Origin of the sequence: Nonomuraea sp. NPDC050404 (assembly GCF_040655495.1) — a bacterium.
Lineage (GTDB): Bacteria > Actinomycetota > Actinomycetes > Streptosporangiales > Streptosporangiaceae > Nonomuraea.
Genome location: NZ_JBFAKB010000008.1, coordinates 54699 through 76159, shown reverse-complemented (window position 1 = coordinate 76159; position 21461 = coordinate 54699). Strand labels below are relative to the sequence as shown.

Here is a 21461-nt window from a genome sequence, read left to right as displayed (position 1 = left end):
GGCGCCGCCCCCGCGTGCGGTGGGCGGCTGCCCCCGGTTTCAGCGGCCGTCGTCGTCCGGTTCAGGGGCCGGCGCCAGAGTGCTCGCGGTGGGCCGGCCGATGTCGCGGATCTCGTCGACCAACGCGTTCGATCGTGGCATGGACAACCTCCGATCAGGAGATGCGCATCGTGTAGGCGGCCTGGAAATAGCCGCAGAAGTTCGTGTACGGCCCCCGAGCCGCCGTAGACGGGTTGGTGATCAAGGCGCCGTTGTTGTCGGTGTTCTTGGCCGCGGTCCCGCCGGGCTTGTGGCCCCAGAAACCCTCGGCGCTGTACCGGTACCAGTGGTAGTCGAATCCGGGCGCCACCACGAGGGCCATGACCCAGATACCGCCGGTGCCGCCGGGAAAGCAGTGGCCCCACTGGTGTGCGCCGTCCAGCAGGGCGCCCTGCCGCACGCTCGGGCACGACATGGCCGCGGTGAAACCGCTGGCCCGGCCGGGCTGGGCGAAGGTGTTGGTGCGCCGGTTGACGGCGTAGTTGTAGCAGTTGTTGTTCTGGCGCACGTACGAGTCGTCGTTCCAGAACCCCGGGTTGAAGGCGGTCGCCCAGTACGCGCACGCCGCGGCGGCGGAGACGCCACCGGCCTCCGGGTCGCCGGTGCCCGGCTCGTCCCTCGTGTACAGCGGGCCGGACCGTTCCTGTGGCGCCGAGGCGAACGGCGGATTGGCGAGTTGGTCGCGCAGCAGGTCACGGACGCCGGCGCTCATCACGGACTCGGCGGCCTCGGCCTGGTCATCGACCGGCATGCCGGCGATCAGGCGTTCGGCGATCTCGAAGCCGTGCGCCTCGTCGGCCGAACCGCCGCCCGCGATCCGGAACCGGGTGGGCAGGTCGTACCGCTCTCCGGCGGAGTCGTCCATGACCGAGAGCGTGAGGCCGCGGAAGCCGAGGCCCTGCCGCCCGGAGTCGAGCTCGGCGACGACGCCCCGGCGGTTGGCCACGGCGCGTAACACGTCGAACGATTCCGTCTCGTCCAGAACCCATTCCGGGTTCGACCGGCCGGAGAAGATGTCTGCCTCTACTTTGAGCATTTGTTTTCCTTTCCGTATGAGGAGCGAGCTGAGGATCTTGTTCGCGCACCGGGCCGGAGTCCGGCCCCCGTAACAAGCCCGGCCCGCCGTGACGAGGTGGGGCACGGTCGCGAACCTGCCGGTGTCGGCGAGCCGCTGCGGTGGGCCATTCGCCTTTGTCGTCTGCTGTGTCCCGTATGTGCGCTGCCGTGCCACCTCGCAGAGTAGGAACCGCGCTTTCACCGACGCCTCAGGGGGCGGCTCAGGGATACCCCCGGGAGCTCCTGACGCAGGTGTGCGGTGCTCGCGGGGCCAGCCTCGGGTTCGTCCCGGGCGTGCTGACCGGCTCCTCGTGGCGGGGCCGGGGTGTCACCGCACCGGGGACGGTCCCGTACGAGGCGAGGGAAATCCCTGAGGCGCCACCCGAGGCCGGTACGACCCCGTCTTCCTAACCTCCGGATGGAGCAGCGCCCTCATCAGGGGCGCGACGTGGGCGGCAGACGGAGGCGTCAGGCGCGTTGGCAGCGACGGACCGGGAACGCGGAGACGACCAGGTACGGCGGATGAGGGACGGCATCCGCCGGCGCGTCGCCAGCGACGCGCGCCGCGCGGGCCGGACGCTGTTGCGCCTGTCCCCGGCGGCCTTCACCGCTCTGTTGTGCGCATCCGCCCTGGCGCCCGTCGCCGCCGCCATCGGGACGACCTCGATGGCCGCGAACGCCGTCAATGTGCTCGGCTCCGTGGGCGCCAACGTGCTGACCGAGGTCGTCATGAGGGCCGTAGCCAGGCTGCGCGGCGACAGCGATGGCTCCGTTCCGGCGGATCGGCTGGAAGGGGAGCTGGCCGGGCGGCTGGAGGAGATTCTTGCCGGTGAGCAGGCGCGGGCGGCGGTGTTGCGCGCCGAGATGGCCGGCCTGCTGCGGGAGATCGGCGCGGTGCGTACGGCGGTCGAGGCGGCCATCGAGACTGGCGACGAGGAGCTCCGGGACCGGCTGGCCGAGCAGCTCACGGCGCTGGGGCTGGAGTTCGGCGAGTTCGCGTTCGTCATCCACGCCGTCCGCGAGGCCACCTCGGACATCCAGCGCACGTTGGCACGGCAGGACGCCGAGCACCGGGCCGACCGGGAACGGCTCCGCGGCCAGGCGCTGAGCCTGCGGCTGATCGACGAGAAGGTCTCCGTCATCGAGCGGCGCACGCGGACCGCCCGCGCCGGTGGGACCGGGGCGGCACGCTGGACGGACGACTGCCCGTACCGGGGGTTGTGGCCGTTCGAGCAGGAGCACGCCGAGGTCTTCTACGGGCGGGAACGGCTCACCGCCGAGCTGGTCGGCAAGGTGGCCGAGGCGCTGGACACAGCCGGCATGGTGGTGGTCACGGGCGCCTCGGGCACGGGCAAGTCGTCGCTGCTGCGGGCGGGCCTGCTGCCCGCGCTGGCGCTGGGAGCACTGCTGCCGGGGTCGCAACACTGGCCGCGCGTCCTGCTCACGCCCACCGCGAGCCCGCTGGACGAACTGGCCGCGCACCTGGCGACGGTCGGCGGGATGGACGCGATGGCGGTGCGGAGAGGGCTGGCCGGAGACCCGGAGGAGGCGTATCTGGCCGCCCGGCAGGCGCTGTTGATGGCGGGCGCCCCCGGTGGTGGGCGGCTGGTGCTCGTCGTGGACCAGTTCGAGGAGCTCTTCGCGCTGGGGGACGGGATGTGGGCGGAGCCGTTCGTGACGGCGCTGGCGTCGATGGCCGCCCGCCCGCCGGCGGGCGGCGAGCCCGCGGCGCTCGTTGTGCTCGGCGTGCGAGGCGACTACTGGGATCGTTGTGCCGCCCATCCGCGGCTGGCGCGCGCGCTGCAGGAGGGACAGTTCCTGGTCGGCCCCATGACGGAGTCCGAGCTGCGGCGCGCCGTCTGCGGCCCGGCCGAGTCCGCGGGGCTGGAACTGGAGGCGGGGCTCGTGGACACCGTCATCAGCGACCTCCGCCCGTCCGGCGCGGGCGGCGCGCACGAGGTGGGGGCGCTGCCGCTGTTGTCCCAGGCGATGCTGATGACCTGGCAGAGCCGGGAGGGCGATCGCCTGACGACGCGGGCGTACGGCCTGTGCGGCGGTGTCGGCCGGGCCGTGCAGAACAGCGGCGACGCCGCCTATCACGCCCTCGGCGAGCGGGAACGCGAGCTGGCCCGCGAGGTGCTCGTCCGGCTCACGTCCGTCAACCGGCAGGGGCGGGTCGTGCGCCGGCGGGCCCGGCTGGCCGATCTGCGCCTGGCGGACGGGGTGGACGCCGTGCTCGGCACGCTCGCCGCCCGGCGGCTGGTCATCCTGCACGACGACAGCGCGGAACTCGCCCACGACGTGCTGCTGCATGCCTGGCCGCGCCTGCGGGGCTGGCTGCGCGAGGAGGAGGGCGACCGCGTCCTGTACACCCAGCTCCTGGACGACGCCGCGCAATGGCGCTCCCGCGAGCACGACCCGTCATTCCTTTATCGGGGCACCCAGCTCGCCGCGGTGCTGTCCGCGTCGTCCCGCTGGAGCGTGCATTCCGGACATTATCCCGCGCTGCCGGAGCTTCCGGCGGCGTTCCTGGCCGCGTCGGAGGACGCGGAGCGGCGCCGCCGGCGCAACCGCCACCGCACGCGCGGTTCCCTGGCCGTCCTGCTGGCGATCACTCTGGTGGCGGGCGGGTTCGCCGTGGAGCGAAGCCTGTCGGCCGCGTACCAGAACCAGTTGCGGCTCTCCCGCCAGGCGGCGGCCCGCGCCGAGTTGCTGCGCGCGACCGACCCGATGCGGGCGCTGCTCATGAGCGTGGCGGCCTGGCGCCGCGCCCCCGGGGACCTGGAGGCCCTCAGCGCGCTCTACGGCTCCCTGGCGCAGCGGGAGGCGCACGTGCTGCCGCCCCGCGCCAACAGCTCCGACGAGGTGTACGCCCTCAGCCGGGACGGATCGATCCTGGCGGTGGTGAGCGGGGGCAGGCTGTCGCGCTGGGACGTGGCCGGTGAGCGTCGGATCCAGGGCGCCGAGCCCGAGGTGGGTCCCGGGGTGACGGCGATCGCGCTGAGCCCCGGCGGGGACAGGCTGGCGGTCGGCTCGGCCCGTTCTGTCCGGCTCTGGGACCTGCGCACGGGGAAGCCCGCCTCCGGCGTGTTCGGGCCGGGCGGCGCGGAGCGGATCGGCTTCCGGGCGGGCGGGGACGTCCTCGTCGTCGAACGGTTCGGCCGCGGGCAGGTGTGGCAGGTGTCGGGACGGCCCAGGCGGCTGTGGAAGAGCAAGGCGGACCTGGCGCTGCTGGAGGTCTCCGGCGACGGCCGCCTACGGGTGAGCGCCCAGGACCTGGGCTCGTACCTGCTGACGGATCGTCCCGGCGCCGTGCCGCGCGAGCTGGGGCCGCTCCCCGACGGCGGCGGGGCCGCCGCCTTCTCCGCCGACGGCTCGACCCTGGCGGTGGGCGCGGACCGTCAGGTGCGGTTCTGGGACCTGGCCCGGCACCGCTGGGAGGAGCGGGTGCTCCCCGTGGAGGCCGCCGAAGCCGTCACGTTCAGCGGCGACGGCCGTTTCGTGGCCACCTACGACGGCAGGGCCGTGCGGTTGTGGCGCCGCGACGGGGACCAGGTGCTGGTACGCCAGGTCTTCGACCTGGCCGGCGGGCCACGGCTCGGCGCGGGCACGCTCACCTACCTCAGGGAGAACGGCGAGGTCGTCCGGCTCGACATCGGCGGGCTCACCAAGCCGACCCCGCTGGTCGCCGGGGTGCGGATGGCGGGGATCGACCGGCAGGCCCGTACGGTCCTGCTGCTCGGCGCCTCGGCCGAGCTCGCCCGGCCCCGCCGGCAGCTTGACGTTCCCGGATCGGCCGGACCGGCGGCGTTCGCCCCGGACGGTCGCACGGTGGCGGTCGCCCTGTCCGGCAGGCCGGAGGTGATCATTTATGACGTCGCCACCGGGTTGCCGAGGCACACGCTGCGGGTCAGGAACGCCGTCTCGGCGGGCGGCCTGGTGTACAACACCGCCGGCACGCGACTGGCCGTGACCCCCTTCGACGGCGCCGACCACGGGAAGGTGCAGCTCTTCGACGCCGGCGATGGGCGGTTCGTGCGCACGCTCGACCAGGCCGGCGGTTCGCAACTGGCCTTCAGCCGCGACGACCGCCTGCTCGTCGTCAACGACCCCGTGCACAACGGCGTACTGGACCTGGCCACGGACACCCCGCACCGCCTGCTGTTCGGCAGGGGCGGGGAAGGCGGGCGGGCCCTGGCCGTCAGCCCCGACGGCCGGAGCATCGTCGCCGGCGGTCCCGGCTCCGACCTCGACCTGTGGAATACGCGCACGCTGACGCGGACGGGCACGCTGCGCCCGCCGGGCGACGAGATCGAGCAGTTCAACGCCGCCGTCTTCAGCCCCGACGGGCGACTTCTGGCGGCGGGCGGCGCCAGTGGCCGGGTCTGGTTGTGGCACGTGGCCGACGGCCGCCTGCTCGGAGCGCCCATCCCGCAGCACGCCGGCGACCTGCTGGCCATGGCGTTCGCGCCGGACGGCGGCACGCTGCACAGCGCGGGAACGGACGGCGTGGTACGCGTCCTGCCCATCGCGGCCGCCCGCGCCGCGGCCGAGCTGTGCCGCCGGATCAGCGGCGGCCTGAGCGAGGACGCGTGGAAACGGCTCATCGTCGAAGCGGACTACACGGATGTCTGCTGAAACCCCCAAAGGAGGACACATCATGGCCATCGACAAGATCACCGTCACACCGGCGATCGTCGAGGTGGACGACATCGTCAAGCAGGTCACCTTCGTCGTCGAGGGCACGGGACTCAACAACCTTCGCGGCGAAATGATCTCACCGGACGACAATCAGCCGCCGCAGCCACTCGCCTTCCAGCCGGACGGCGCGCCGGGCCGGTGGAAGGCGGCTCGCCCGTTCTCGTTCGCGGACACCACGGGGGTGTGGCTCCTGCTGGTGCAGGCGGACGGCGCGGAAGGCGAGCAGGAATTCGAGGTGTTGTGGAGCCGGGCGCGGTACCCCGTCCGGATCACCGGCTTCAAGGCCACCACGACCACCACGATCCAGCGCGGCGACCCGGTGATGCTGGAGGGCGAGGTCCAGTTCCAGGAGGGCGGCCAGTGGAAGCCGTTCGGCCACCAGACGGTCTCGATCTTCTGCGACGAGACGGGCGGAACGGAGGAGTTCGAGCTCGACCTCGTCGTCGCCGACGGGAAGGGCCGGTTCGAGGCAGAGGTCTACCCGGACTTCGAGGGCGACCTGCGTGCCACGCTGCGCATCACGCGCCAGGCCGGCCCCAGCGCGCCGAACGTCATACACGTGCGGGTCGCGGTCGCCAGCGGCACCGGTAACACGTTCACCGACTACGACGTCGACGACGCGGCGGGCAATCTCTACCGGCATCGCATCTACATCACGACCGCCGCCGGAGCGGCCAAGGGGAAGATCCAGGTACGCCGGTCCCGGAGCGAGTCCCAGCCCGGGCGTACGGCCCGCGGCGTCCCCGGCCGCATCCGCGCGGGGAGGAGGTGGAAGACGTCGGCGTCACCCGGCCAATCGGGGGGCTCCTATGACGTCAAGGCGCTGGCGGACGGCCGCTGGTGGCGCATCAAGTATCTCGGGAAAAAGAACGGCTACGGCCCCTGGCACAAGAGCCCATAGCGAAGCAGCCCCGGTCGGCCAGGTGAGCGCGACGTTCACCTGGCAGCAGGGCGGAGGTATCCGCGCGGCGTTCGCCCGGCGGGCGCTGGGGCCACCGGCGCGGCGTTCACCTGGGCGGGCGCTGGAGCCACCGGATCGTTTCGCCCTTGACGGTCCACGCCACGCCGTACCAGGTGGTCGCCCGGCCGGAGAAGCGCCTGATCCGGAGGTCGTACACCTGCCCCGGCACGCCGAGGAACTCCACGAGCTCGTAGCTGTTGTCCCAGGAGCAGCTGGCGCACACCAGCTCACCGTCCTGGTCGAAGACCAGCAGGTCCAGATCCACCGCCAGGTGCGCGGTCAGCCTGTCGCCGACGACCTGCGGCCTGCCGTCCCAGGCCAGGGCGGCCCGCACCCGGGGCGCGAGCAGGCCGGCCGGCACCTGCACGCGGTAGGCGAGGCCGGCCGTGCCGTTCGCGCCGAAGTCCTGGGTGCGCAGGGTGCCCACGTCCCAGCCACGCGCCGAGGCGCCCGCGCCGGACGAGCGCCGCACCTGCGCGATCTCCAGGCTGTTGTAGCCGTTGAGCGCGCCCACGCCGTCGGAGGCGTCCACGTGCGCGGCCAGGTCGTCCTGCCAGGCGCCCCCGGACGGGTTGCGGTCGGCGCCCGCCAGGAGGATCGCCCTGCAGCCTTCCGGCCAGGATCGCAGCACGCCGTCCTCGTCCTGCAGCAGCGCCGCGCAACCGGCCACCGCCGGGGCGGCGAAGCTGGTGCCGGTCAGCGTGACGTTCAGCGCGGTGACGCCGATGCCGTTGGCCGACAGTTCCGGCAGCTCCCGGTCCGCGTGGGGCGACAGGGGGTTGTTGAAGACCGAGTTGCCCGCCATCGCCGTGGCCGTGTCGTCGTGGTTGCCGATGGTCAAGCCGTTGTACCCCTTGTGGTTGACGTACTCGTCCTCGATGGGGTCGGCCTCGGCCTCGGCCTCCTCGTAGTTGCCCGCCGCCTGCACGATCGTCGGGTACGGCCGGCGCAACACCAGGTAGTCCTTGTAGAGATCCTCGTGGCCCGGGCGACCGAGGTCGGTCGCGGCGGGCAGGTGGAAACTCTGGTTCACGACCGTGCACCCCTTCCTGCGTACCGCCCAGCACAGCGCGCGCAGGCTGTAGTCGTTGGCGGAGTACAGGCTGCAGCCGGGCGCGTGGCCGTGGGGCCTGTCGGGCTCGGTGTTCTTGATGATGGCGTGGGTGAGCCTGGCGTGGTCGGACCGGTCCGGAGGGGTGTGCAGGTAGGCGCCCGCGATGTCCAGGTACTTGTCCTCGTCGGGCCCGGATTCCCACACCGCGACCCCGACGCCGCCCCCGGTGCGGTTCAGCTGGGTGTGCGCCACGTCGGTGCCGGCCAGCTGCATGGAGATGTCCAGGTCGGGCACGCCGTCGGTCTCGTACAGGTACGCGGCGGTCACCACGTCGCGCCGTACCAGCTTGCGGATGGCGGCCGGGTCCAGGACGGCGTAGACGACGGGGGCGACGTCGTCCGGTGTCGCCTCGCGGTCGTACCTCCTGACGGCCCGGAGGAGCCGCTCGGTGAGGCGCTCTACCTCCTCGTCCAGGCGTTGCTCGTGAGGGTAGGGTCCCTCGGCCGCGCGATCCTCCCCGTCCGGCTTGACGTAGTCGGCGAGCCCGGCTGGCACCTGGGTCCAGAACGCGACCGGGATGCGGCCCTTCTCCCGCATCCGCCGGTCCAGCGCCTCGTGGATCTTCCCGTAACGGCGGGCCCTGCGCCGGGCCACCCTGGCCAGTTCCCTGTCCGCCCGCACCTTCCGGCCGAACCTGTCGAAGGCGAGTTCCACCGGCGTGTCCGTCGTGGTGTCGAGGGCCTTGAACACGTCGATGTACCGTCCGCGCCCGCTCCGGGAGAGCGGCAGCCTCCTGGTCTCCAGTCCCCTCAGCCAGATCCTGGCGAACGCCTCCACCTTGAGATGTTCGGGGATCCGCGCCCTCGTGCCCGCCACGAGGAACGGCACCTCGAACGGCTCCCCCATGCGGTTGAACGTGCTGTCGAGGACCTCGCCGACCACCAGATGGTGCCGCCCCTGGGGAAGGTCCCCGAGCGGGACCACCACCGCCGTACGGCCCTCGTCGGCCAGTTCGACCCGGACCCGGTGGCCGCGGATCCCGATCGATGCCTGCGCCGCCGACGCCGCCATCGGCTCCGTCGTGGTGACGGTGAGGGGGGTGCCGGGCCGGAGCAGTTGCTCCGCCCTGATGTTGACGCTCACCTGGTTCGGCATTCCTGCTCCCTTGGGGTGAGTCCGATGGGCCCGGATAGAGGATGAGCCGTCCGGGCCGGACGATCCAGTCACAACCTCCTGACACCCCCTGTGGGGTTCATCAGGTCAGGAAGGTGACGTAGAGCAGGTACACGTTCAAGAAGATGATCATGGCTGCGATGGCGCCGGCCGTCACGTTCGTGATCCGGTGGTTGACGAATGAGCCCATGATGTCGGGGCGGCGGGTCAGCATCAGCAGCGGCACCAGCGCGAACGGGATGCCGAACGACAGCACGACCTGCGAGACCACCAGGCTGTCCGTGGCCGGCAGGCCCAGCCCGAGCACCACCAGCGCCGGGAGCATCGTCAGGCCCCGCCGCAGGAACAGCGGGATGCTCCGGCGGATGAAGCCCTGCATGACCACCTGTCCGGCGTAGGTGCCGACGCTCGACGACGACAGTCCCGAGGCGAGCAGCGCCACCGCGAACGCGAGGGCCGCCGCCCCGCCGACCAGCTGGCCGAGGCCGGCGTGCGCGGCCTCGATCGAGTCGATGTCGGCGCGGCCCCGCCCGTTGAACAGGGACGCGGCGATCACCAGCATCGACAGGTTGATCAGCCCGGCGGTGCCGAGGCCGATCACCACGTCGAGCCGCTGGAAGCGGAGCAGCTCACGGCGTTCGGCGTCGTCGCGGCAGGTCACCCGCGCCTTCGTCAGCGCGGAGTGCAGGTAGACGACGTGCGGCATGACCGTGGCGCCGATGATGCCCGCCACCAGCAGCAGGCTCTCGTCGCCGGCGAGGCCGGGCAGCAGGCCGCCCGCGACGGCCGCCGGGTCGGCCCCCACGACGGCCAGGTCGTACAGGAAGCCGAGGAACACGATGAGCAGCAGGCCGGTGATGGCCAGCTCGAAGCGCCGGTAGCCGCGCTGCTCCAGGGCCAGGATCGCGAACGCGACGACGGCGGTGATCAGCCCGGCCGCGAACAGCGGCACCCCGAACAGCAGGTTCAGGCCGACGGCCGCGCCGACGAACTCGGCCAGGTCCGTCGCCATCGCGATGATCTCCGCCTGCACCCACAACCCGCGCGACACCGGCCGCGGGAAGTGCTCGCGGCACAACTCCGGCAGGTCGCGCCCGGTGGCCACGCCGGCCTTCGCCGACAGGTACTGCACCAGCATGGCCATCAGGTTGGCGACCACGATCACCCAGACCAGGGTGTAGCCGAACTTCGCGCCGGCGGTGAAGTTCGTGGCGAAGTTGCCCGGGTCGATGTAGGCGACCGCCGCGACGAAGGCCGGGCCCATCAGCGCCACGGGGCCGCGTACCCGGCCGCGCGAGCGCAGGAGACGCAGGGAACTGCTGTGACTGTGTGAAGGGCCGGTGGTCACTGAGCCCATGTCTCACCGCCGGTGGTTAATGAGCCCATGTCTCACCGCCGGTGGTTAATGAGCTCATGCCTCGCCGCCGGGGGTTACCGAGCCCATGCCTCACCCGACCGATGGCCCGAGGCCGAGTGACTGCGGGGTGCTCGAATCGGGCGACGGCTGGTTCAGGCCCTCGTCGAGCGGGCCGAACTCGGTCATGAGCGCGCGGCTGCCGCCCCACGGCGTCTGCTCCTCGGCGACGAGCGTGTTCGTCGTCAGCAGCAGGCCGGCCACCGAGGCACCGTTCTGCAGCGCGGAGCGGGCGACCCGCAGCGGGTCCACGATGCCCATCTCGATCATGTCGCCGAACCGTTCACGCAGCGCGTCGAACCCCTCGTCGGGGCCCAGCCGCTCGGTCCGCGCGACCACCTCGGGGCCGGAGAAGCCGGCGTTGGCGGCGATGAGGTACGCGGGCTCGGGCAGCGCCCGGCGCACGATCTCCACACCGGTGGCGTAGTCGTCCTTGGCCTCCAGGTCCTCCAGCGCGGACGCGGCGTGCAGCAGCGCCGCGCCGCCGCCGGCCACGACGCCCTCGGCCATCGCCGCGCGGGTCGCCGACAGGGCGTCCTCGACCCGATGTTGCAGCTCCTTGAGCTCGGCGTTGGTGGGCGCGCCCACCCGGATGACGGCGACCTTGCCCGACAGCGCCCCGATCCGCTCGGTGAGCACGTCCTCGTCCACGCCGAACGTGGCCCGCCCGAACTCGGCGCGCAGCTGGGTGAGACGGAACTCCACCGCCTCGGGCGCGCCGCCGCCCCCGATGAGGGCGGTACGGTCGGCGGTGACCCGCACCTGGGCCGCGGTGCCGAGCTGGTCGACGGTCATGGTCTCCAGGGTGAAGCCGGAGTGCCGGCTGTACACGGCGCCGCCGGTGATCGCGGCGATGTCCTCCAGCTTGTGCAGCCGCCTGTCGCCGAACCCCGGCGCCCGTACGGCGACGCACCGGAAGATCCCGTTGACGTGGTTGTGGACCAGCATGCCCAGCGCCGTGCCCTCGACCGACTCGGCGACGATGACCAGCGGCCGCGGCGCCCGCATGATCTTGTCGAGGAGCGGCATCAGCTCCTGCACCTTCGTGATCTTCTCGCTGCACAGCAGGATGTACGGGTCGGCGACGACCGCCTCCAGGCTCGCCGGATCGGTCACCATGTACGGCGACAGGTAGCCGTTGTCGAACTCGAAGCCCTCGACGAACTCCACGCTCATGCCGTGCCGCGCCGACTCCTCGACGGTGACGATGCCGCCGTCGCCGACGGTGCCCAGCGCCTTGGCGATCACCGCGCCGACCGTGTCGTCGTCGTTGGCCGAGATCGCGGCCACCCGCGCGAGGTCCCGCTCGGTGCTCACCGGATGGGCGACGGCGGCCAGGCGCTCGACGAGCCGTCCGACGGCCAGGTCGATGCCCCGCTTGACGAGCACCGGGTTGGCGCCGGCGCCGATCGCCGCCATGCCCTCCCTGACGATCGCCTGGGCCAGCACGGTGGCCGTGGTGGTGCCGTCGCCGACGATGTCGTTGGTCTTGATGGCCGCTTCCTTGACGAGTTGGGCGCCCATGTTCTCGAACTGGTCCTTGAGGTGGATCTCCCGCGCGATCGTCACGCCGTCGTTGGTGACCACCGGCGAGCCGGTCAGCTTCTCCAGGATGACGTTGCGTCCCTTGGGCCCGAGCGTCGACTTCACCGCCTCGGCGAGCTGGTCGACGCCGCTCTGCAGCAGGGTGCGCGCCTGCGGGCCGAAGCGCAGTTCCTTGGCCATCGGTGCTCCTTACGGGATGAGGATGGCGCGGCCGCGGACCCGGCCCGCGTCGAGGTCCCGCAGGGCCTCCGCCGCGGCCTCCAGCGGGTACGTCCTGGTGTGCAGGGTGACCTTGCCGGCCTGGGCCAGCACCATCAGCTCGGCGAGGTCGTTGTAGGTGCCGACGATGTTGCCCACCACGTTGCGCTCGGTGGAGATGATGTCGAGCGTCGGGATGCGCACGGTGCCGCCGTACCCGATGACGAAGTACGAGCCGGCGCGCGCGGTCATCGCGAACCCGTCCTGCTCGGCGCCCTGCTCGGCGACGAAGTCGAGCACCACCTCGGCGCCACGGGCGTCCGTGAGGTCCATGACCGCCTCGACCTGCCTGCCGTCGGCGACGACGCCGTTGTGCGCGCCGAGTTGCTCGGCGAGCTTGAGCGCGTCGGGGTTGCGGTCGACGACGACGATCCTGGTCGCGGTGAGCGCGGCCAGGCACTGGATGCCGATGTGGCCGAGCCCGCCCGCGCCGATGACGACGCAGGTCGTGCCGGGGTACAGCAGCGGGATCGCCTTGCGGACCGCGTGGTAGGCGGTGATGCCGGCGTCGGCCAGCGCGGCGACGTCCTCCGGCCTGGTCCGCGGGCCGAGCTTGACGCAGGCCCGCTCCGAGGTGAGCAGGAGCCCGGCCATGCCGCCGTCGCGGGACAGCCCCGGGAAGGCACTGGCGGCGCAGTGCATGTCCTGCCCGATCCGGCAGGCGCGGCACAACCCGCAGGTGGGCGTCGGGTGCAGGATGACCGGGTCGCCCGGCCGCACGGTGGTGACGGCGGAGCCGACCTCGTGCACCCAGCCGGCGTTCTCGTGGCCGAGCGTGTAGGGCAGCGGGACGCCCGTCGTCTCGGCCCACTGGCCCTCGATGACGTGCAGGTCGGTACGGCACACCCCGGCGCCGCCGATGCGTACCACGACGTCGAGCGGGCCTTCGACGGTCGGCTCTGGCACCTCCTCGACCACGGGCATCCGATGGTAGTCGTGCAGCCGGACGGCCTTCATCGCTCCTCCTCGCCTTCTCCCTCGTCCTGGTAGCGGTGCCGCAGCATGCCGCGGCAGATGCCGGTGTTGGCCTCGATGCCGACCCGCATGGTGCGCGCCCTGCGCAGATGCGGGGCGGCCCGGTCCGGGCCGATCGGGGCGCCCGTCTCCGGGTCGATCAGCAGCGGGGCGTCGTCCCCGGCGGGCAGGCCCAGCTCGGCGCGCCGCTCGCGCAGCCGGTCGAGCTCGCGGGAGGCCGGCACGTCGCCGAGCCTCAGCCCGGCCGCGACCCCGATGTCGGGCAGGGCGCGGCACACCTGGTCGGTGCCGGCCAGCACCGCCCTGCGCAGGAAGTCCGCGCGCAGCCGGTCGAGCTCCCCGGTCGCCTCGCCGGGGAAGGACCGCTCGAACCCGGCCCGCGCGGCCACCCCGCCGTTGATGGCCTCGGCCGCGAAGTGGTCCACGAGGACCACCTCGGCATGGCGTACGCCCTCCAATGCGGACACCGCGTCGTGCGCGTCGGCGACCATGAGGAAGGCGAAGTTGGGCGCGCAGAAGTACGTCGGCAGCCGCAGGCGTACCGTGGCGTGCCCGTCGGCGGACACGGCGCACGACGCGACGAACCCGAGCGCGGTGATCGGCTCGTCCAGCTCCGGGTCGCGGACCTTCGCCAGCGCGGCGAGGATCCGCGACCCGTCGATCGCGACGTTCGTCCCGGTACTCATGCCGCCGCTCATGCCGGCGCAAGCGGCGGGACGTCCCGCGGGGCGTCGAGCCGGAGCTCGGCCGGCACGTCGATGCCGTAGAGCCTGGCCGCGTTCAGCCCGAGGATCTTCTTCTTCGTCGCGGTGGTGACCCGCGGGTAGTCGGAGAACTCCTCGCCCGGGTAGTCCCAGTCCACGAAGCCCTCGATCTGCCACCTGGGCTCCCAGATGCCGTAGTCGCTGCCGAAGGTCATCTTGTCCTCGCCGACCCAGAACAGCAGCTCGCCCATCACCTTGGCGAAGAACTTCGGGCGGGCGTGCATGAGGCCGCCGATGACGACCGACAGCCCCGCGTACACGTTGGGCTCCTGGGTGGCCATGAAGCAGAAGTCCTCGATGCGCGGCAGCCCGACGTGCTCGACGATAAAGTTCAGGTCGGGGAAGTCGGTCGCCGCGTGGTCGATGTCGGAGACGTCGAACGCGTCCTTGTCCAGCGGCCAGATGGTGGGGCCTTTGTGCACGTGGATGTTGACGATCCCGAGCTCGCCGCACGCCTCCAGGTAGCGGTAGGCCGCCGGGTCCTTCAGCGTCCAGCCGCGCGAGCCGTCGCGCCACTCGGCGGTGTAGAGCTTGACGCCCTTGCAGCCGTACCGCTCGACGTTGTGGGCGAGCGTCTTGAGCCCGTCCTCGCCGTCGCGCGGGTCCCAGCGGGTGTTGACGATGAACCTGCCGGGGTGCTTCTCGCCGAGCGCCGCGTTGCGCTCGGTGGTGTTGAAGCCCTCCTTGTACCACTCCGTCAGGTACGTCGGCTGGAAGACGGCCACGTCCACGTGCCCGTCCCGGAAGAGGTCGGTCATCAGGTCCTGTTCGGAGTACTTCTGGAACTTCTCCATCGGCCAGTGGGTCTCGGGCGGCGCCAGCCCCTGGTAGGCGTGGAAGCATTCGATCCAGCCCTTGGCGTACCGCTCGGCGCCCGGCACCCAGTTGTCCGGCGCGGCGTTCCAGTAGTGCATGTGGCCGTCGACCACGAAGTACTTCTCGCCGTCCTTCTCGTACACGGTTCACCTCCTCGGCGTGACGGTCAGGTCGAAGCCGAGGTACTCGGCCGCGTCCTCGGGGTTGGCGAACATGATGGTCCGGTCGTCCTCGTGGATCATCCGGCCGTAGTGGGTGGACATGTTCTCCTCGAACTCGGCGCTGTCGAAGTAGCCGGGCTCCTCGCCGAGCGCCTCGGAGATCTCGTCGTAGACGACGTCCATCCGGCGCAGCGCGTCGACCCGGATCATCGACGGCAGCGGCGTCACCACCACGTCGGGCTTCCTGCTCATGACCTCGGCCACCACCACGCCGACCTGGTTGTTCATCAGCGTGAAACCGCACCTGTTCGACGAGGTGTTGTCGGACTTGAAGGGGCTCTCGGCCGTCTTGAACGTCGTCTTGTACGCGGTCACTGCGTCAGCTCCTTCGGGGTCTCCAGGTGCAGCTCGGACAGGATGCCGGTGAAGCGGCTCTTGGCCCGGTCGAGGCCGTCCTCGAAGCGGGGCGCCTTCGCGTCGGGCTGCGACCACAGCGGCTGCAGGGTGCGGGCGGCCGTGATGGCGTGCGGCACCCAGATCGACAGCCACTCCCGCATGATCGTGGTGTTGTGGCGGGCGAACTCGCGGTCGCCGGTCAGCAGGGCGAACATGACCTTCGTGTAGCGCAGGTCCCGCTCGGCGTAGTCGTACTCCTCTGCGCCGACGATCGTGGGCGTGACGAAGTCGCCGTTGCGCGGCGCGGCCTGCTGCACCAGGTGGCTCCGGAACAGCTCGCCGACCAGCGGCTCGAAGACGATGTTGGCGGCGAACACGGCCTCGCACCAGTCGTCCACGGCGGTGAGCCGCTCGGCGGTCTCCCGTACGCCCTGCCAGGCCGGCTCGTTGTTCCACGCCTCCAGGTGCGCGGCGCCGTCGAAGGCGTCGATCTCCTCGCTCAGCGTCAGGTTGTACAGGGCGAGGTCCTGGGCCGCCCTGATCCGGTGCATGCTGTTGACCGAGATCGCATTGTTGTGCATGTTGGTGGGCGCGCGGCGGTTGGCGTTGGCGAACAGGTAGAGGCCGAGCCCATGGTCCACGTGCATCCACGCGCCGACGTGGCTCTCCACGAAGCGCACCCAGTTGGGGTTCCACTGCTCGAACGCCTTGGCCTGCCTGGCCGCCTCGATGTTCTGGCCGACCTGGCGCACCACGTTGGAGTTGTAGCGGTAGAGGGACAGCTCCCACTCCTGGTTGGGGTCGCGGAACTCGTGCCAGCCGTGCGCCGGCCAGTCGTAGCCCTTTCCGCCGGACCCGGGTCCCCGCTCGGGCTCGGGCCGGTCCTGGCCCCACGCCTTGAGCGCGGTCCAGTCCAGGGGGTAGCCGCCGCGGCCGTCGGAGAAGCCGTACAGCCAGCCCTGGCTCAGGTAGTGCCGGGGGTCCGGCTGGACCTCGACGGTCACGTCCTCGTAGTGGGTGCGCTTGCGTTTCTGCGGCGTGTAGTAGGAGAACTGGCGCGCGGTCGAATCCGGGAACTCCTTGGCGCCGGCCTCGGCGTCGGTGAAGACCGGCTTCGGTACGCTTCGCGGGGTTGTCATAAGGTTTGTCCCCCTCACCCGGTCGTAGTGAATTTGTCGTAGTAGATGTGTTTCTGCGGCACCCCGAGCGCGGCCAGCAGCGGCATCGCCGCCTCGACCATGGGCGGCGGCCCGCACAGGTAGGCGTGCGTGCCGCTGAGGTCGCGCTCGTGCCGTTTCAGCACGTCGGTGATGAGGCCGACCTCGCCGTCCCAGTCCTCCTCGGCCGCCGGTTCCGACAGCGCCGGCACGTAACGGAAGCCGGGCAGCGTGTGCTCCAGGGCGCGCAGCTCCTGCTCGAAGCAGAGGTCGCGGCGGCGGCGCGCGCCGTAGTAGTAGGTGGCCCTGCGCCGGATGCCGCGCTCGGCCATCGAGCGCAGCAGCGCGAGGATCGGGGCCATGCCGGCGCCGCCGCCGACGAAGAGCAGGTCCTCGTCGTGCCCCTCGCGCAGGGTGAAGACGCCGAACGGGCCCGTCAGGCCGAGTCTGTCGCCGGCCGCGAGCCTGGTGTCCAGGAAATGGGAGAACAGCCCGTCCGGGTACACCTTGATGACGAACTCCAGCCGTCCGCCGTCGCGGCTGGAGGTGTTCGCCATCGAGAACGACCGGGTCGCATCGGTGCCGGGGACGGCGATGTCCACGTACTGCCCGGGGAAGAACCTGATCTCCCCGGGCTCGACCAGCCGCAGCACGAGGTGGCGCAGGTCGTGGGTGACCGGGTCGTTGGCGACGACCTCGGCCACCGCGTGCACGATCGGCAGTCCGGAGCGGATCATCTCCTCGTCGTAGTTGAGCAGCTCGATCGTGACGTCCTCGTACACGTGCGCCCGGCACAACAACGTGTAGCCCTCCTGTTTCTCGTAGTCGGGCAGGGCGAAGGTCGAGTACCGGTCGAGCTCGATGTCCTCGCCGTCCAGGACGAACGACTTGCAGGCCGCGCACTGCCCCTCCTTGCAGCCGTGCATGAGCATCAGCCCCTGCTCCGCCGCGGCGCGCAGAACCGTCTGGTCCTCCCCGACCTCGATCTCGATGCCGACCGGCTCGAACCGGACGACGTGCTTGTCCGCCATCTACGTGCTCTTGGGGGCGGGGCGCCCGGCGGGCCCGCCGCGCACGTAGTCGGCGCGGAACGCCTCACGCTCCTCCGGGGTCATCTCGTTGAGCAGCACGTTCGGGCTCTGCAGCGGCGGGCAGCGGCGCAGGTGGTCCAGGGTCCACATCTTGGCCGGGTCCAGGTTCAGATGCGGCTGGGCGACCATCGTCCTGCCGTCGTCGCGGACGAAGCCCATGTCGGTGACGACGTCGGCCCAGTTCCAGCCGTGGTAGAGCGTCTCCCATTCGCGCGAGCCGATGAGCTGGCCCATGTTGGGCGTCTGCCGGCCCTGGTAGGTGGGGCGGAACGCGGTGACGTCGGTCCAGCGGCACGCCTCGTGGCAGTACGTGCGCCACTGGCCCTCCACCTCGGCCATCACCATGTCCTCGCGGACCAGGCAGGGCACCATGCAGGTCCAGCAGCGGTGCGGGTACTGGTAGTCGACGTCCTCGAAGACGATCGGGTTGTGGCCGTTGGGCGTGGACAGGCGGTTGTAGTTCTCCCACCACTTGCCGTACCTGTCGTACCAGCCGGGGTACTTGTGCTCGAACCACTCGAAGTCCTGGTCGGTCATCGGGTCGATGCGCCAGTAGTTGGCGAGCCAGCCGGTGGCGAAGAACTGGGCGACCTCGTGCACGTAGCCCTTGTTCCAGATCTGGTTCCACGCCTCCTCGATCAGGTCGTGCGGGATGACGAGGCCGTACTTCTCCAGCGGCACGAGGTAGCTGCGGTAGTAGTCGTCGTAGATCCACCGGCGCCACATCTCGGCGTAGCTCTCGCGGTCCTTGCGGCGGTCCTTGGTGCCGTACTCGATGAACGTGCCGATGGCGGCGTCGACCACGCGGTGGTTGTTCCACCAGGCGTAGCGCAGGTCGCGCTGGAGCAGTTGGTGGTTGCCCTCGTCGGCCAGGGCCATCAGCAGCGTCGCGTAGCCGTTGCTGATGTGCCGGGACTCGTCGGACTGCACCGAGTGGAACACCGTCGGCAGCAGGTAGTCGCCGTTGGCGGCGGCCTCGGCCGGCATGGCGACGAACAGCGTGTTGGTGAACGCGGTCTCCGCCACGATCGTCAGGTAGATGCTGGCCGCGGTGATGGCGTCGCCGGTGATGAAGCCCTCGGCGAACTGGCGGCCGATCGTCCCGCAGTAGTCGTTCTGGAAGTTGCGCAGGCTGCTGTTGAAGCCGGCCGGGTCGATGTAGTTGTTCATGTACAGGCGCTTGAGGTTCTGCTGGATCGTCGAGTGCCTGACCTCGTCGATCATCTGGATCGCCTGGCCGTTGTGCAGTTCGGGGTTGGGCACCGTACGGAAGAGCAGCGGCATCGCCCGCGCGGCCGAGATCTCCGGCAGCGGGATGATGCTGAGGAACAGCTTCTGCCACTCCAGCCAGCGCTCCTGCACCTGGCGGAACATGTTGCCCCTGATGGCGCCGTCGGAGGCGCCGTAGACGCGGTGGTCCTTCTCCTCCTGCATCGGGAAGTAGGACCGAAGCACCTGCTTGAGCGGGTCCTTCTTCTGCGCCTTGCGGAAGGTGTAGTCGGTTCCGTACTGCGACACCGGCTCGTGGTACGTCGGTTCCCAGGACAGCTCCTGGATCTTCTGGTGGGCCTTGGCCACGCTCTGGCGACTCATCGCCTCACTCCTCACGTCCGTGCCCGGATCAGACCACGGGAGCGGCTCCGTGGCGGTCTCAAGTTGAGTCGGTCCGCGGGGGTTTCGGTCAGCGCTCGCCCAGCATGGCGTTCCTCAGGTCGGCCAGCTCCCGGCGTACGCCCTCGGTGACGTGCCGGTTCCCCTCCGGCGCGGGCTCGATGCCGAGCGCCCGCAGCAGCTCGGCCGCCGGGCCGCCGGGGTCGGCGCCGCCGAGCACGGGGTGCAGGCCCTGCGCGGCCAGGTGGTGGAAGACCAGGTTGACGACGCTCCAGGGGTTGTAGGTCTCCTCCATGGGCACCTCCTCGCGGATCACCGCTTCGATCGAACGGCGTGCGCGGCGGTGCGGCGGTCTCAATATGAGACAGGTATCGGACAGGCGGCGCGTATTGTGAAGTCTCGACGTAAACCCGCAAGCCCACCCGCGGGCCCGACCTCGCCCGCGGGAGCGTTCCCGCGAACAGGGGGCCCCATGCCGCCCGCAGTGACGCGTCCAGGTGACGGTGACGACCTGGCCAAGGTTCGCGAACGGTTCCTGACCGCGGAGACCGTCGATCCGCGCCAGGTGCGCGACGCCATCCTCGCGTCGTGGCGGCGGTCCCTGCGTCTCAACGTGGCGGCCGACCGCATCGACCTGACCTACATGCGCGACCCCGACCTCGACACCCCGCTGAGCCGCAGCGCCCTGCCGGTGCTCATGCACCTGCGCGAGCACCTGGACGGCCAGCCGATCAGCATCATCCTCACCGACCCCGCCGGGCTGGTGCTGGCCCGGCTGGCGGCCGACCACGATCTCGACGCGCATCTCGACCACGTCCAGCTCGCGCCCGGCTTCAGCTACGCGGAGGAGTTCGTCGGCACCAATGGCATCGGCACGGCCCTGGAGGGCGGGCGGCCGATGCACGTGTTCGGCCACGAGCACTATGCCGAGCACCTGGAGGACCTGGCCTGCGCGGGCGTGCCGATCCACCATCCGATCTCGGGCAAGACGGTCGGCGCCGTCGATCTGACCTGCTGGCGCAAGGACGCCGACGCGCTGCTGCTGGCGCTGGCCAAGACCACGGCGGACCAGATCAGGCAGGCGCTGTTCACCGACAGCCACATCCGCGATCTGGAGTTGCTGCAGGAGTACCAGCGGGCGTGCCGGCGCACCACCGGCATCGTCTTCGCGATCAGCGACGACGTCGTGATGATGAACGACCTCGCCCGGCAGGTGCTCGATCCCGGCGAGCAGTCGATCCTGCTCGGGCAGGCGGCCGACGCGCTCACCGCCCGCCATCCGGCCGCGGTGGTCACGGTCGAGCTGCCCAGCGGCGTGCGGGCGAAGATGCGCTGCCGGCCCGTGGGCGGCGGGGGCCGCCCGGCCGGCGGGGTGGTGCACGTCAAGCTCACCGAATTCGGCGAGCGGCCACACGGCGAACTCGTGACGCCGCCCCGGATGTTCCTGCCGGGCCTGGTCGGCTCGGGCGCGTTGTGGTCACGCGGCTGCCATCAGGTGGAGGCGATCCACGCGGCCGGTGAGTGGCTCGCGCTGGAGGGCGAGTGCGGCGTCGGCAAGCTGGCGGTCCTGCGGGCCGTCCACCGGCGCCGTACCCCGGCCGCCCGTTTCTCCGTGCTGGACGCCGCCGAGGCCACCGACCGGAGCTGGGTCGCCGCGGCGCGCGGGGAACTGCTCGGCGGTACGGGCACCCTGGTGATCCGGCACGTCGATCGGCTCTCCGCCGGGCGGCTGCACGCGCTGTCCTCTGCCCTGCGGGCGGCCACGGCCGCGGACCGGCCCGACCCATTGTGGGTCGCGGTCACGCTGAGCCGGCGGGAGGACGGTGGCGAGCTGGCCGAGCTGCTGCGCTTCTTCCCCAGCACGGTCGAGCTGCCGCCGCTGCGCCACCACGCCGACGACGTGCACGCGCTGGTGCCGTTCTTCCTGGGCAAGCTCGTGCCGGGCGGCCGCCTGGTGTGCTCGCCGGAGGCGATGCAGTTCCTCCTGCGGTCGAGCTGGCCGGGCAACGTCGAGCAGCTCTGGCAGGTGTTGCGGCGGATCGTGCAACATCGGCGCACCGGCTCCATCCGGCCGAACGACCTGCCGCCGGAGTGCCGCACGGTCAGCCGCCGGCTGCTCAGCCCGCTGGAGGCCATGGAGCGGGACGCCATCGTGCAGAGCCTGATCGACCACGACGGCAACAAGGTCAGGGCGGCCAGGTCGCTCGGCATGTCGCGGGCCACGATCTACCGCAAGATCCACGGGTACGGCATCGTGCCGCCGACCGGCTGACGTACCGCCCCCTTGGA

15 protein-coding genes are annotated in these 21461 nt (G+C 71.2%); 3 read left to right on the top strand and 12 right to left on the bottom strand.

All coding sequences use genetic code 11. The annotated features are described in order from the left end of the window. Positions 1-154: 154 nt before the first annotated feature. On the bottom strand, positions 155-1075 hold the full coding sequence (locus tag AB0I81_RS23480; protein ID WP_360659923.1) for a hypothetical protein: 921 nt from the start codon (positions 1073-1075) through the stop codon (positions 155-157). A 497-nt stretch (positions 1076-1572) separates the two neighbouring features. On the opposite strand from AB0I81_RS23480, the gene AB0I81_RS23475 reads away from it, so the two are divergent. After that, positions 1573-5733: an AAA family ATPase gene (locus tag AB0I81_RS23475; RefSeq protein ID WP_360659921.1), complete on the top strand. Its 4161-nt coding sequence runs from the start codon at positions 1573-1575 to the stop codon at positions 5731-5733. A 22-nt stretch (positions 5734-5755) separates the two neighbouring features. Next, entirely contained in the window at positions 5756-6697 is a 942-nt protein-coding gene (locus AB0I81_RS23470) for a hypothetical protein (RefSeq protein ID WP_360659919.1), read from the top strand. A 106-nt stretch (positions 6698-6803) separates the two neighbouring features. Here AB0I81_RS23470 and AB0I81_RS23465 read toward each other — a convergent pair whose 3' ends face one another. The 11 genes from AB0I81_RS23465 to AB0I81_RS23415 form a co-directional block, all read right to left on the bottom strand. Continuing rightward, the gene (locus AB0I81_RS23465; RefSeq protein WP_360659917.1) at positions 6804-8966 is read right to left on the bottom strand and encodes a S8 family serine peptidase; all 2163 of its coding nucleotides are present in this window, start codon (positions 8964-8966) and stop codon (positions 6804-6806) included. Positions 8967-9066: 100 nt separating this feature from the next. Beyond that, positions 9067-10341, bottom strand: coding sequence for an Nramp family divalent metal transporter (locus AB0I81_RS23460; protein WP_360659915.1), 1275 nt, complete (start codon positions 10339-10341; stop codon positions 9067-9069). Between the two features lie 90 nt (positions 10342-10431). Continuing rightward, positions 10432-12123: a chaperonin GroEL gene (gene groL, locus AB0I81_RS23455; RefSeq protein WP_360659913.1), complete on the bottom strand. Its 1692-nt coding sequence runs from the start codon at positions 12121-12123 to the stop codon at positions 10432-10434. A 9-nt stretch (positions 12124-12132) separates the two neighbouring features. Beyond that, positions 12133-13158, bottom strand: a complete 1026-nt coding sequence (locus AB0I81_RS23450) for an NAD(P)-dependent alcohol dehydrogenase (RefSeq protein WP_360659912.1) — start codon at positions 13156-13158, stop codon at positions 12133-12135. Then, positions 13155-13862 carry an iron-sulfur cluster assembly protein gene (locus tag AB0I81_RS23445; protein ID WP_360659910.1) on the bottom strand — a complete coding sequence of 236 codons (708 nt, stop codon included), beginning with the start codon at positions 13860-13862 and terminating at the stop codon, positions 13155-13157. The genes AB0I81_RS23450 and AB0I81_RS23445 overlap by 4 nt, the downstream gene beginning before the upstream one ends. 8 nt (positions 13863-13870) lie before the next feature. Further along, complete coding sequence (locus AB0I81_RS23440) at positions 13871-14899, bottom strand: amidohydrolase family protein (RefSeq protein WP_360659908.1); 1029 nt, start codon at positions 14897-14899, stop codon at positions 13871-13873. 3 nt (positions 14900-14902) lie between these two features. Then, a complete protein-coding gene (gene mimD / locus AB0I81_RS23435; RefSeq protein ID WP_360659906.1) occupies positions 14903-15292 on the bottom strand; it encodes a propane 2-monooxygenase effector subunit MimD in 390 nt (129 codons plus the stop codon). Continuing rightward, positions 15289-16452 carry a hypothetical protein gene (locus AB0I81_RS23430; protein ID WP_360659904.1) on the bottom strand — a complete coding sequence of 388 codons (1164 nt, stop codon included), beginning with the start codon at positions 16450-16452 and terminating at the stop codon, positions 15289-15291. The genes mimD and AB0I81_RS23430 overlap by 4 nt, the downstream gene beginning before the upstream one ends. Positions 16453-16466: 14 nt before the next feature. Then, the gene (locus tag AB0I81_RS23425; RefSeq protein ID WP_360659902.1) at positions 16467-17501 is read right to left on the bottom strand and encodes a 2Fe-2S iron-sulfur cluster binding domain-containing protein; all 1035 of its coding nucleotides are present in this window, start codon (positions 17499-17501) and stop codon (positions 16467-16469) included. Then, complete coding sequence (locus tag AB0I81_RS23420; protein WP_360659900.1) at positions 17502-19154, bottom strand: hypothetical protein; 1653 nt, start codon at positions 19152-19154, stop codon at positions 17502-17504. An 88-nt stretch (positions 19155-19242) separates the two neighbouring features. Beyond that, positions 19243-19488, bottom strand: a complete 246-nt coding sequence (locus AB0I81_RS23415) for a hypothetical protein (protein ID WP_360659898.1) — start codon at positions 19486-19488, stop codon at positions 19243-19245. Positions 19489-19656: 168 nt separating this feature from the next. Between AB0I81_RS23415 and AB0I81_RS23410 the strand changes: the two genes are divergently transcribed. Then, a complete protein-coding gene (locus tag AB0I81_RS23410) occupies positions 19657-21444 on the top strand; it encodes a GAF domain-containing protein (RefSeq protein WP_360659896.1) in 1788 nt (595 codons plus the stop codon). Positions 21445-21461 lie beyond the last annotated feature (17 nt).